Consider the following 12,707-nt stretch of genomic DNA (forward strand, 5'->3'; position numbering starts at 1 on the left):
TAAGGCACGGTTGTATCCGAAGCCTTGAAAAGTTACAATCTAGTATAGGACAAATCAGGAGGAAATGACAATCGAAGGAGAGGATAACCCGTGCATAATGCGGAGCATTACACGGAAAGCCTGTACCCGCCGGATGCCGATCTGCAGCGCGCAGAGGAAGGCATCCGGGCAGCAGGCATGCCGGCGATCTCGGTCGCGCCGGCGTATGGCAGACTGCTGACCCTGCTTGTCCGGGCATCAGGGGCAAGCAGCATATTGGAGATTGGAGCGCTTGGCGGTTACAGCGGGATCTGCCTGGCACGAGGGCTGGGTGACGGAGGCATGCTGACTTCCCTGGAGGTTCGTCATGAGTATGTGAATGTGGCCTATGCCCATATGACGGGGGCTGGGCTTGGAGGCAAGGTGAATTATCTGATCGGCGATGCAAGAGACAGTCTGGCGGAGCTTGCTGCGGACGGCAAAAGGTTTGACTTCTTCTTCATTGATGCGGATAAGGAAGGCTACCCGGACTATCTGGAGTGGTGCATGAAGCTGGCGCTTCCCGGAGCTATAATAGCAGCGGATAATGTCTTCCTTAAAGGACGGGTCAGTGACCCCGCTAAGCAGGGGCCTTCCGTCCGCGCCATGCGGATGTTTAATGAGCGGCTTGCAGCGGATGAACGGCTGGATAGCACCATACTTCCAGCCTATGACGGTCTTGCACTGGCTGTAGTGAAGAGTTAAGGCAAGCAGCAAAAGGAGCTGCCCCGGGTCTATCTGGACCTTGGGGACAGCTCCTTTTTGCCAATAACGACAGCTCTTACCCACAGAGCGTTGATGAACAGCAGGACAGCGGCAACCAGGAAGACGCCTTCTATGCCAATCCAGCCGGAGATAAGTCCGCCGACGATCGGCCCGACAACGTTGCCAAGGCTTAGCGTACTGCTGTTAAAGCTGTAAGAACGGCTTTCCATACCGTCTGGCGTATACCGCCGGATAAGAGCATTCACGCTTGGGATAAGTCCACCGAGGAAGATGCCAAGCGCGAAGCGGACAACAAGCAGCTGCCACACTTCACCGACAAAGGCTTGCGGAATGAACATAATCGCGGCTCCGATCAAGCAGATGCCAAGTACCTTCTGGGCACCAGTACGGTCGCTGATCCGCCCAAGCAGCGGGGAGGCGATCATGTTGGACAATCCGGTAACAGAACCGACAAAGCCTGCCCAGAAGGCCAGATTTTCAGCAGTGCCGTGCAGATGCTGCACATACAGCGGGATGAGCGGCATCGGGCTCATTAACGCAAACTGAATCATGAAGGTCACCGCAAACAAAGCAGTCAGCTGGGGAATGTGACTGATTTCCTTAAAGCCTTGAAGCACGGAAATTTGCGGAGCTGCCTTGGCCTTGGCCCGGTCAAAATTCTCCTTCACAAGCAGCATTGCACAGAGCGAAGCCAGGAACAGCAGGGTTCCGGTGATATAAAAGATGGGGCGGAAGCCTACAGCGTCAGCGAGAAGGCCGCCGATGAACGGTCCCATGATCGTGCCGGCGATGGCACCGGATTGAACCATGCCCATGGCAAATCCCATCTTTTCCTTCGGTGTTGTGGCAGATACCAGCGCTACCGAGGCAGGGCTGAAGCCTGAGATGGTGCCGTTCAGCATACGAAGCGCCAGCAGATGCCAGGGAAGCTGGGCGAAGCCCATCAGCACCATGACAGCTGACATGCCGAAGCCTGAGCGCAGCAGCATGATTTTTCGGCCGTAACGGTCAGCAAGCTTACCCCACAGGGGCTGAAATAGAAATGAGGTCACAAAATTTCCCGCAAAAATAATTCCCGCCCAGGTTGCAATCTCATGCTCATCGGTGAGCCCGAAATCCTGCTGGAGGTACAAGGACAAAAAAGGGATGATCATCGTCATCCCGGCAAGCACCAAAAACTGTCCAATCCACAGCACGAGCAGATTGATTTTCCATTGTTCCATCGTGCCGCACCTGCCTTTCTCTATATCTAGTTGTACCAGTATACCACTTTGGCCCGGATTCTTCTCCGAACCATTACCCCGTAACGGCCGGTCATGAAATTGTACCTGCTGGGCAAGCTAACAATTAGCACGCCGAGGAGGGTCAAACAGCAATGCCAATCTGGGGAAAAGTCATCATTCAGTCGCTTATAGCGCTTGTCTTCATGTTTGTCCTGACAAGAATTCTTGGCAAGAGGCAGATTTCGCAAATGACCTTCTTCGAGTACATAATCGGGATCACAATTGGCGACTTGGCGGGCAACGTGTCCCTTGAGATGGGCGGGGATTGGTACCTCGGACTCGTTTCCCTGGTCGTGTGGGGCTCTATTCCCCTGGGATTGGAGTATATGCAGATCAAGAGCAGGAAGATGCGCATCATTGTAGAGAGTACACCAACTGTCCTTATAAGGGATGGCAAGATCCTGGAGGATAACCTGCGGAAGGAGAGAATTACGAATGAAGAGCTGGTATCCCTGCTGCGGAACAAAAGTATATTTCATACACGGGAGGTTGATTACGCCGTTATTGAGCCAAGCGGCAAATTCAACGTTATGCTGAAGCGTGATCACCGAACTGTGACCGTAAAGGATCTTGGCCTGAATATTGAGTCGGAAGGCCTTGCTTTTGAGATTATTCTGGACGGTAAAATTATGGACTCAACCTTATCGTTCACCGGCTTCAGCCGGAAGTGGGTGCTGACGAAGCTGAAAGAGAGGGACATCCGGGTCGAGGATGTTTACCTGGCTCAATGCGACAGACAAGGGAATCTGTATATTGACTTATATGAAGATCAGATAGACGAGGTCAGCAAAGATATATAGAAGACAAAAACAGCTTTACAATATTAGCGAATAATTATATGCTTACGTAGTGTTATGGCCGAACACAACAGGGAAAGACCATACATGATGTAACATGAATCTGGAGGGAAATATGACTGGTTTAGCTATAATTATTTTCGTAGTGACACTGACATTTGTCATCTGGCAGCCCAAGGGTTTAAATATCGGCTGGTCCGCTTCTGCGGGAGCGGTGCTTGCCCTGCTCTTCGGGGTTGTAACGCTGCAGGATGTCGGAACGGTAACGGGCATTGTATGGAACGCCACGCTTGCCTTCGTAGCCGTCATACTTATATCGCTTATTCTCGATGAGATTGGTTTCTTCGAATGGGCGGCTCTGCATATGGCAAGGCTTGCGGGGGGCAGCGGCCGGCGTATGTTTACATATGTGGTGCTGCTTGGAGCTGCAGTAGCTGCTTTGTTTGCCAATGACGGCGCGGCATTAATCCTGACGCCGATCGTCCTGGCTATGGTACGTGCGCTGAATTTCCGGGAACGGATGATTCTGCCGTTCATTATGGCCAGCGGCTTCATAGCGGATACAGCTTCACTACCGCTAATTGTAAGTAATCTGGTTAATATCGTCTCAGCCGACTATTTCGGCATCGGCTTCGTGGAATATGCAAGCCGGATGATTGTTCCGAATCTGTTCTCGATTTTGGCCAGCCTCGTCGTTCTGTATTTGTTTTTCCGCAAGGACATACCGGGGGATTACGATGCCGCTTCCTTGAAGAAGCCAGCTGAGGCGATCCGTGATCCGAGGTTGTTCAAACTGTCCTGGTTTATCCTGGGGGTTCTGCTCGTTGCGTATCTCGCTAGTGAGTTCATTAATGTACCGGTGTCTATCATAGCCGGCGTGGTTGCCCTTATCTTTATCTTGTTTGCCCGGCTCAGCCCGGCTGTTCAGACCTGGCAGATGATTAAGGGTGCCCCTTGGGCGGTCGTTGTGTTCTCAATCGGCATGTATGTTGTCGTGTACGGACTCCGTAATGTCGGGCTGACCGATATGCTGGGGAAAGTGATCCAGGCTGTCGCGGATCAAGGGCTGTTCGCTGCTGCCATGGGTATGGGGTTTATAGCGGCCATCCTGTCCTCGGTTATGAACAATATGCCGACGGTCATGATTGATGCCCTGGCGATCGACTCGACCAGCACTGCCGGTTCGATTCGCGAGGCGCTGATCTATGCGAATGTGATCGGCTCTGACCTCGGTCCGAAGATTACGCCAATCGGCTCGCTTGCCACCCTGCTGTGGCTTCATGTTCTATCCCGCAAGGGCGTGAAGATCAGCTGGGGCTACTATTTCAAGATCGGTATTGTGCTGACGGTACCAACCCTGTTTATCACATTAGCCGGATTATATATCTGGCTGCTGATTGTTGCGTAATGTTTGAGATTTACAGCAGCACCCCCATCATCCCAAATAGAAGAGAGGAACTTTCCAATGACTAAAAAACTAGTTTATTTCCTTTGCACAGGCAACTCCTGCAGAAGCCAGATGGCGGACGGCTTCCTGAATGAGCTGGGCGGCGACCAATATGAGGTTAAGAGCGCAGGGCTTGAAGCACATGGTCTTAATCCAAGAGCCGTGCAAGTAATGAAGGAAGCGGGCGTAGACATCAGCGGCAACAGCTCGGATGTAATCGACCCAGAACTTCTGAACCGTGCAGATTATGTTATTACGCTGTGCGGCCATGCGGATGAGCATTGTCCGGTAATTTCCAATACGAATGTTGTAAAATGGCATTGGGGCTTCGAAGACCCGGCGAAGGCGACTGGCACGGAAGAGGAGATTATGACCCAATTCCGGCAGGTACGGGACTCCATTAAGCAGCGGATCGCGGCGTTTGTTAAGGAAGGCAAGTAGAGGAAAGCCTGGCATTGACGACATCAAGAAGGATGTAACAGCAGCCGGCACAAGAGGGGAGATTAGCGGCATGAGTTCAGAACGCTCCTATGACAGCCTGGTCGATAACCGCATCTATATGGGCGGGGCCAAGGATGTAGAGGATATGGTGAAGCGCGAAGGGGTCAAGGTTATTGTCGATCTGCGCGAGGAGGCGGAAGGTTGCGCTTATCCGTCGGATGACGTAAAGTGGGTAAAAGCAGGCTTAAGTGATGAGGCGGCTGAGGTTCAAGCCGAGCAGCTGAAGACGGCGATTGATCAGGTAATAGAAGCCTACAACAAGGGCGAGAAGGTCGGCTTTCACTGCGGCGGCGGCAAAGGAAGAACCGGGGCGGTAGCAGTCGGAACACTGTTGAAGCTGGGACTTAGCCGTTCCCTTGAGGAAGCGGAGCAGCAGGCTAAGGGCAGAAGGCCGGTATTAAGCGTGAAGCCCAAGCAGCGGGAGGCGCTTGAGCGCCTGTTTCCTGCGCAGGGCAGCTAAGCCAGCCGGTGCGCTGCAGCGGACACAGCTGGAGGTGTAAAGCGCATGGAACAATTTCATGATATAGCAGACAAACTTAAGATGCTTGGCGACAAAACACGCCTGACAATCCTAACCCTGCTCAAGGCGCGCGATCTGTGCGTCTGCGAGCTTGTTGATATTCTAGGCATGTCGCAGCCGGGCATCAGCCAGCATCTTCGCAAGCTGAAATCTCACGGTCTTGTATCCGAGAGCCGGAGGGGGCAGTGGGTATATTACTCGCTGACGGTAGAGGATAAGCCCTATATCCGCGGTGTGCTGGAACATATGCCCGATTTAAGCGCTCTGCTTCCAGCACCTGATAAGCTGGGCGCAGCATGCAAGTCATAATACAGCATTCTAGCAGTGATAACTATTATCACTGCTAGTTTTATTTGTCAAAGTATTGTCATAGACACTTTTCGGGCGGGAGTTGTTAGCCCACTCCAAAAAGGGCATAATGGTAACGAAGGTATAAAGAGAGAAATGGGGAGCGCGAATGAGCTATAACGACCGTTTTATCCGGGCATGCCGGAAAGAAAGCGTCGATCGTGTACCCGTCTGGTACATGCGCCAAGCGGGTCGTTATGATCCCGATTACCGCAAGATTAAGGAAAAATATTCGCTGCTTGAGATCTGCAAGCAGCCCGAATTGGCCGCTGAAGTGACAATGATGCCAATCCGCAAGCTCGGAGTGGATGCGGCCATTTTATATTCAGACATTATGAATCCTGTAGGCTCAATCGGAATCGATTTTGATATCGTTCAGAATATCGGTCCGGTAATTGCCAATCCGATCCGCTCCAGAGCAGATGTCGAGCGGCTGAAGCCGATTGATGTTGAGGGGGATCTTCCCCATATTCTGGAGACGATCCGTATACTGGACAAGGAGCTGAAGGTTCCGCTGATTACATTCGCGGGCGCGCCTTTTACCATTGCCAGTTATCTAATTGAAGGACGTCCATCTAAGAATTATCTGCGCACGAAGGCGCTGATGTACGGAGAACCCGACGTGTGGTTCATGCTGATGGACAAGCTGGGGGACATGGTTATTACGTATCTGCGCGCGCACATTGAAGCGGGCGGGAAGGCATTCCAGCTGTTCGACAGCTGGGTGGGGGCACTCGCTCCGGACGATTTCGAGCGCTTTGTGCTGCCGACGATCTCACGTATTTTTGAATCACTGAGCGATCTGCCGCAGCCGAAGATATATTTTCCCGGTGTTAGCTCCGGCGAGCTGCTGCCCAAGCTGGGCGGACTGAAGGCAGATGTGATCGGGCTCGACTGGCGTGTCTCCATCCCCGAGGGAAGAAGACGGCTTGAGAACCGGTTTGCCGTTCAGGGTAATCTTGACCCGGTGCTTCTGGAGGCTCCGATTGAAGTGATTGAGGCGGAAGCGAAGAAGATTATCGATTATGGCATACAGCAGCCCGGCTATGTGTTTAATTTGGGGCACGGCTTGTATCCGGAAGCTTCACTGGACAAGCTGCGGCAGCTGACTGAATTTATTCACCGTTATTCTGCACAGGCCATAGCAGAAGGGACAACTGGGAAAGGGGCTGCAGATCATGGCTGAAACAAGCAGCGGTAAGATTGGCGTGCTGGTCATGTCTTACGGCACACCCGCCAGCATGGAGGATATTGAACCGTATTATACCCATATCCGGCGGGGTAATCCGCCTTCTCCTGAACAGCTCGCAGACCTGACCGACAGATACGAAGCTATAGTAGGCGGCGTATTTCCGCTAAGGGAGAACACGGACCGTCAGGTGCAAGGCCTGCAGGAAGTACTGGACAGGCTTGCGCCCGGTACATATAAATGCTATCAGGGCTTAAAGCACGCCAAGCCTTTTATTGAGGACGGCGTTGAAGAGATGGCAGCGGACGGCATCCGCGAAGCGGTTGGAATTGTGCTGGCGCCGCATTATTCCGTTATGAGCGTCGGCAGCTACATCAAGCGTGCCAAGGAAACAGCCGAAGCAAAGGGGATGAAGCTTGCTTCCGTTGAAGAGTATCATCTGCATCCCAAGCTGATTGCGGCGCTGGCTGATCGTGTGAAGGCCGCTTTAAAGCTGTTCGGTGGAGAGGTTCGGCCGGCGGACGTGAAGGTGCTGTTCAGCGCGCATAGTCTGCCGGAGAGAATTCTTGAGATGGGCGACCCTTACGTCAAGCAGCTGCTGGCCACATCGGAAGCGGTAGCAGAGGCTGCAGGGGTATCCGATTGGCAGTTCACCTGGCAGAGCGCGGGACGGACGCATGAACCGTGGCTTGGCCCTGATATTCTGGACACGATGCAGAGCTTGCATACAGATGGGGTCATGAATATACTGTCCGCGCCGATCGGCTTTGTATCCGACCATCTTGAAGTGCTGTATGATCTGGATATCGAAGCCAAGGCGTTCGCGAACAATCTTGGTATACATTTTGAACGAATCGAAATGCTGAACACAGATCCGTTTTACATGGAAGCATTGGCTGAATCTGTAATGGCAGCAAGGAACGGGAGCGATTAGCGTTATGCGGGGAACAGAGCATGTTGATCAGGTTGTCATTATTGGCGGAGGGATCAGCGGTCTGAGCTCCGCTTTTTATTTATCCCGTAAGGCCAAGGAGCAGGGAAGAGCAGTGCGGATCACAATTGTCGAGCCGGCAGATTCATTAGGCGGGAAAATAAATACTGTCCGCAAGGAGGGCTTCGTGATTGAGAAGGGCCCCGATTCATTCCTGGCCCGCAAGCAGCCGATGATTGACCTGGCGGCGGACTTAGGGCTGGAGGACGAACTTGTGCCCATCAATCCGGCCGCCAAGAAGACATATATCTTGAACCGGGGCAAGCTGCATCCGATGCCGCCTGGTCTGGTACTTGGCATACCTACGGAGATTATGCCGTTCGTTAAGACGGGGCTGTTGTCACCGAAGGCTAAGCTGCGGGCCGCGCTTGATTTTGTGATGCCTGCCAGGAAGGGCAATGACGACGAATCGATTGGCGGCTTCCTTGAGCGAAGGCTGGGAGGCGAGGTAGTGGAGAGGATCGCGGAACCGCTGCTCGCCGGCATCTATGCTGGCGAGCTGCACAAGCTCAGCCTCCGGGCTACCTTTCCGCAGTTTCGTGAGGCGGAACGCAAGCATGGCAGTCTTATTCGCGGCATGCGCCGCAGCCGCAGGTCAACGGCAGCATCTGCTGGAACACCAGAGAAGTACCGGAATATCACATTCCTGACCTTCCGCAACGGCTTAACCACCGTTGTTGAAGCATTGGAACAGCATCTGGCGCATGCCAGTCTGCGGCTTGGACGGAAGGTGGCCCATATCCATAAGCAGAGCAGCCCTTCCTTAGAAGCAGAGCAGCCACTTCCCCGGTATGAGGTAGAGCTTGACAACGGGGAACGGCTGGATGCGGATGCGGTTATCGTTGCTGCTCCTTCCTTCTCGGCTGTCCCGCTGTTGAAGCCGTACCTGGATACGAAGGAGCTGGAAAGCATCCGGTATGTTTCGGTTGCCAATGTTGTGCTGGCCTTTGATAAGGAGAAGTTCGGATTAACCTTTGACGGGTCGGGGTTCCTTGTACCTCGATCAGAAGGGAAGATTATTACGGCTTGTACCTGGACATCGACCAAATGGCTGCATACATCGCCTGACGACAAGGTGCTGCTGCGCTGCTACGTAGGCCGTTCTGGCGAAGAAGCGGCCGTTGACCTCCCGGATGAACAGCTTACAGCGGCTGTGCTGAGGGATATCCGGTCGATTCTCGGGATCGAGGCCGAGCCGATTTTTACGGAAATTACGCGGCTGCGCCATTCCATGCCTCAGTATCCGGTTGGCCATGTCGAGCAGTACCGGGCATTCCGTGAACGGCTCGCAGCGAAGCTTCCGGGCGTATGGGCGACGGGGGCGGCATTTGAAGGCGTTGGCTTGCCGGATTGCATTCGCCAGGCTCGTGATACCGCTGCGCTTGTACTGAAAGAGCTGGACAAAAATTAGGTGTTTCACTATAGCTAGCATACCGACACCCCCGGCAGTGTTTTCTGGTCCTGACCATGAAAGCATGGTAACGGGGGTGTTTCATTTGTTAAAATTTTTATAAATAGCCTGAGGTTAACTATAGTTTCTTAACGCCTCTTAAATGTTTCCTGCTATAATGGGAAAGCAATCTTCTACCATCAACTTAAAGGGGTTATTCACCGTTATGTATGTATCCCGTAAAGACTCCCGCAGCAGTGAACGCAAACGAAAGTCAAGACGCCTGAAGCGTCTTATCATATGGAATGGCATTATGCTGGCCGTAATCCTCGTAATAGCGGCCGTATTTCTTATCTCCGGCGGCAAATTGGGCAGCTTCGGAAACGACCAGCCGGGGTTAGAGTCGGCAGAGGAATCAGGTCAGGCAGATGAGGAAACACGCCAGAATGTACCACCCGGCGAAGAACCGGCTGATGATCAGCAAAGCGGCACGGCGGCAGAGGGCGAATCCCTGGAGGGGTCAGCGCCGGATAACGCAAACTCGGAATCTGGGAGCGACGCAGGGGATTCAATAGCTGATGAGGAGGCGGGCGCCGATGCTGAGGTTGTACTGCCAGCAGAGGATGCCAGACATCCGCAGCTTGAGGATGACGGGGCCAAGGTTCGTCTGGCTTTTGTCGGCGATATACTGCTCGCGGCATCGGTTGAGAAGATTATGCGAACTAACGGAATGGGATTTCCCTATGAGAAGGCGCTGCCTTACCTTCAGGAGCCGGATCTTACGGCAGCCAACCTGGAGAATCCGATCACGACGAGGGGTGTACCGGCTGAAGATAAGCAGTATGTATTCAAGGGACACCCTGACCTGGTTCCATCGTTGGTTGAGGCTGGAATCGATGTTGTCAGTCTTGCTAATAACCATACTCTGGACCAGGGGGTAGAGGGGCTTCTCGATACGATCAGGCATCTGCGTGAGGCAGGATTGCCGAGCATGGGCGCGGGGCACAATGACACCGAGGCATTCGAACCGGCGGTTCTGGAGGCCCAAGGATTCAGCGTCGCTTATTTTGGACTGTCTCGTGTTGTTCCCGACGGAAAATGGAAGGCGGACAAGGACCGTGCCGGGGTAGCGGAGAGCTATGATTCTACGAGAGCTGTAGCAGCCATCAAGCGTGCGCGTGCCGAACACGATTTGATCGTCGTCATGGTCCACTGGGGCGAAGAGACGAAGGATTTTCCTGTGGATACACAGAAGAGACTCGCACGTGATTATATAGACGCTGGCGCAGACCTTGTTATTGGTTCCCATCCGCATGTTCTCCAGGGCTTCGAACAGTACAAAGGCAAGTGGATTGCTTATAGTCTGGGTAATTTTATATTTAATATGACGCATACACCCAGGACGAGAGATACAGGCGTTCTGGATGCGGTGTGCAGCCGTTCGGGGAGCTGCGAGCTTCAGCTTCATCCGATGAAGGCAGAGAACTCACAGCCCGCTCCGCTTGCAGGTGAAGAAGCCAGGAAGCTGCTGAAGTGGGTGGAGTCAATATCGTTTGACGTTGCGATCGATAAGGAGGGCCGGATCTCGGCTAAATAATAATAATAACCAAACTGCTGCGACTGACCGGCGGTTGGATGATAAGGGGGAGGGCTCATATGAATATCAGGTGTGTTGCACACCGGGGGGCATCAGGGCTCGCCCCGGAGAATACGATGGCCGCAATGAAGAAAGCAATTGCTTATCCATTCGTGGATTGGATTGAGCTTGATGTGCAGCTAAGCCGCGATGGTGTCCCCGTGGTCATTCATGACGAGAAGCTGCGCCGGACAACCGGGCGAAGGGGAAGAGTAGGTGCACATGATGCGCAGAGCTTGAACGCTATGGATGCCGGAAGCTGGTTTAACCCCCTGTTTGAAGGCGAGACCATCCCTCTGCTCGAGGATGTGCTGAGTTTAACTGAAGGCAGATGCCGTCTAAATATTGAGCTGAAGACATACCGGGGCCGTTATCCCGGCATGGAGCGGGCGGTTGTCGACCTGCTGCACCGGATGGGGCGTGTGGAAGACTCTGTCATTACTTCCTTTGACGGGCTTTCCCTTCGCGCAATCCGTGAACTATCGCCGGATATCACGACTGGTCTTATCATCGACGGTGCCCCGTCTGGACTGATAGAAGAGCTGAGAAGGCTAGATGCAGGCTTCTTATCGATTGGACATAAGAACCTGAATACTGCACGCATGAGGGAGTTTAGGGCTGCTGGGCTGGAAGTGATGGCATGGACGGTGAACAACCTGTCGAGAATGCGCGAGCTGGCCCGGATGGATCAGAATATTATGATCTGCACGAATTACCCGAACCGCTGGGAAGCGGCCTTTCAGGAGGAAAACTCGCCGCGTAAACGGGGATTACTGTCCTTTTTCCGCAAAAAAACAACGTGAGCAAACTCATTAGCAGCCCGGCAGAGGACAAGCGTCCGCACCGGGCTGTTCCGCCTGTTCTATCATCTCAGTCAGGAGGGAATGAGTAAAGCCATTGAACAAAGGCAGGTGTACGAAATGCGAGGAATATTGGATAACCCCTTGTTGCTGGCCGTATGTGCAATGTTGGGGAGCGGCTTAATTGGATATGCGGCTTACCGGAAAGCTGCGTTGACAGCCTCAGGGGCATGGGCTGCTGCTGTCATGGGTGCTGCTTATGTCATGCTTGGCGGTCCGGTATGGTTTGGCCTGCTGATTGCCTTCTTCCTCTCCAGTACGTTCTGGTCCAAGTGGAAGAGAAGGCATAGATCGAAGGCAAAGGCGGAAGCGAAGTACGCCAAGAGCGGGGGCAGAGATGCTGTCCAGGTCTGGGCTAACGGCGGATTGGGACTGCTGCTGTGTGCCCTGCATGCTCTATTTCCCCATCCGCTTCTTATGTTTGGTTTTCTCGGTGTGATGGCAGCTGTCAACGCGGATACATGGGCGACTGAAATTGGTGCGCTGAGCCGTTCTAAGCCGCGAATGCTGCTGGGCTGGCGGAAGGTGGAGCCTGGCACAAGCGGAGCCGTAACGCTGCTCGGAACGACAGCAGCCGCCGCTGGAGCCTTATTTATCGGCATTGCAGCGCTGCTGCTGATGCCTTTGGACGGAACAATCGCCTATGACATCCATCCGGCTGCGATTGCTGGAGCAGCGGCAGCTGCCGGCATTGCGGGTGCTGTCGCGGATTCCCTGCTCGGTGCTTCTGTCCAGGCCATTTACCGCTGCGGCACCTGCGGCTTGGAGACGGAGAGCGAGATGCACTGCGGAACAGACACGGTGAGGATGCGCGGTGCCGTGTGGATGAATAATGATGTCGTTAATTTCACAGCATCCTGTCTTGCCGGTCTGATTGGAGCGGGTATCGGTATGCTGGCGATGCCGGTACAGTGAACAAGGAAACCGCCCGCTGCGGGTTGGCCGAGAATGCATGGGATGCATCTATCGCCAGCTTGCAGGGGCGGTTATTTAAGTTACCT

Annotated in this window: 13 protein-coding genes; 12 read left to right on the plus strand and 1 reads right to left on the minus strand. The window is 53.6% G+C overall.

Annotated features, from left to right (window positions below; genetic code table 11):
• The first annotated feature begins 90 nt into the window (after positions 1 to 90).
• Positions 91 to 723, plus strand: coding sequence for an O-methyltransferase (locus L1N82_RS06215; protein ID WP_235286507.1), 633 nt, complete (start codon positions 91 to 93; stop codon positions 721 to 723).
• A gap of 29 nt (positions 724 to 752) precedes the next feature.
• Here L1N82_RS06215 and L1N82_RS06220 read toward each other — a convergent pair whose 3' ends face one another.
• Positions 753 to 1,967, minus strand: a complete 1,215-nt coding sequence (locus tag L1N82_RS06220; RefSeq protein WP_235286508.1) for an MFS transporter — start codon at positions 1,965 to 1,967, stop codon at positions 753 to 755.
• 152 nt (positions 1,968 to 2,119) lie between these two features.
• Between L1N82_RS06220 and L1N82_RS06225 the strand changes: the two genes are divergently transcribed.
• From L1N82_RS06225 to L1N82_RS06275, 11 genes are all read left to right on the plus strand, one after another.
• The gene (locus L1N82_RS06225; RefSeq protein WP_235286509.1) at positions 2,120 to 2,827 is read left to right on the plus strand and encodes a DUF421 domain-containing protein; all 708 of its coding nucleotides are present in this window, start codon (positions 2,120 to 2,122) and stop codon (positions 2,825 to 2,827) included.
• Positions 2,828 to 2,939: 112 nt separating this feature from the next.
• Entirely contained in the window at positions 2,940 to 4,232 is a 1,293-nt protein-coding gene (locus L1N82_RS06230; RefSeq protein WP_235286598.1) for an arsenic transporter, read from the plus strand.
• A 57-nt stretch (positions 4,233 to 4,289) separates the two neighbouring features.
• Positions 4,290 to 4,712 carry an arsenate reductase (thioredoxin) gene (gene arsC / locus L1N82_RS06235; protein WP_235286510.1) on the plus strand — a complete coding sequence of 141 codons (423 nt, stop codon included), beginning with the start codon at positions 4,290 to 4,292 and terminating at the stop codon, positions 4,710 to 4,712.
• A gap of 70 nt (positions 4,713 to 4,782) precedes the next feature.
• The gene (locus tag L1N82_RS06240; protein ID WP_235286511.1) at positions 4,783 to 5,232 is read left to right on the plus strand and encodes a protein-tyrosine phosphatase family protein; all 450 of its coding nucleotides are present in this window, start codon (positions 4,783 to 4,785) and stop codon (positions 5,230 to 5,232) included.
• A gap of 45 nt (positions 5,233 to 5,277) precedes the next feature.
• Complete coding sequence (locus L1N82_RS06245; protein ID WP_235286512.1) at positions 5,278 to 5,601, plus strand: ArsR/SmtB family transcription factor; 324 nt, start codon at positions 5,278 to 5,280, stop codon at positions 5,599 to 5,601.
• 148 nt (positions 5,602 to 5,749) lie between these two features.
• The gene (gene hemE, locus L1N82_RS06250; protein WP_235286513.1) at positions 5,750 to 6,826 is read left to right on the plus strand and encodes a uroporphyrinogen decarboxylase; all 1,077 of its coding nucleotides are present in this window, start codon (positions 5,750 to 5,752) and stop codon (positions 6,824 to 6,826) included.
• Entirely contained in the window at positions 6,819 to 7,763 is a 945-nt protein-coding gene (hemH, locus tag L1N82_RS06255) for a ferrochelatase (RefSeq protein ID WP_235286514.1), read from the plus strand. The genes hemE and hemH overlap by 8 nt, the downstream gene beginning before the upstream one ends.
• 4 nt (positions 7,764 to 7,767) lie before the next feature.
• Positions 7,768 to 9,231 carry a protoporphyrinogen oxidase gene (gene hemG, locus L1N82_RS06260; protein WP_235286515.1) on the plus strand — a complete coding sequence of 488 codons (1,464 nt, stop codon included), beginning with the start codon at positions 7,768 to 7,770 and terminating at the stop codon, positions 9,229 to 9,231.
• 205 nt (positions 9,232 to 9,436) lie between these two features.
• On the plus strand, positions 9,437 to 10,807 hold the full coding sequence (locus L1N82_RS06265) for a CapA family protein (RefSeq protein ID WP_235286516.1): 1,371 nt from the start codon (positions 9,437 to 9,439) through the stop codon (positions 10,805 to 10,807).
• 59 nt (positions 10,808 to 10,866) lie between these two features.
• A complete protein-coding gene (locus tag L1N82_RS06270; protein ID WP_235286517.1) occupies positions 10,867 to 11,649 on the plus strand; it encodes a glycerophosphodiester phosphodiesterase in 783 nt (260 codons plus the stop codon).
• An 81-nt stretch (positions 11,650 to 11,730) separates the two neighbouring features.
• Positions 11,731 to 12,621, plus strand: coding sequence for a DUF92 domain-containing protein (locus L1N82_RS06275; RefSeq protein ID WP_235286518.1), 891 nt, complete (start codon positions 11,731 to 11,733; stop codon positions 12,619 to 12,621).
• Positions 12,622 to 12,707: the final 86 nt, after the last annotated feature.

The organism is Paenibacillus tarimensis (genome assembly GCF_021532315.1).
Taxonomy (GTDB): Bacteria; Bacillota; Bacilli; order Paenibacillales; family Paenibacillaceae; genus Paenibacillus_I; species Paenibacillus_I tarimensis.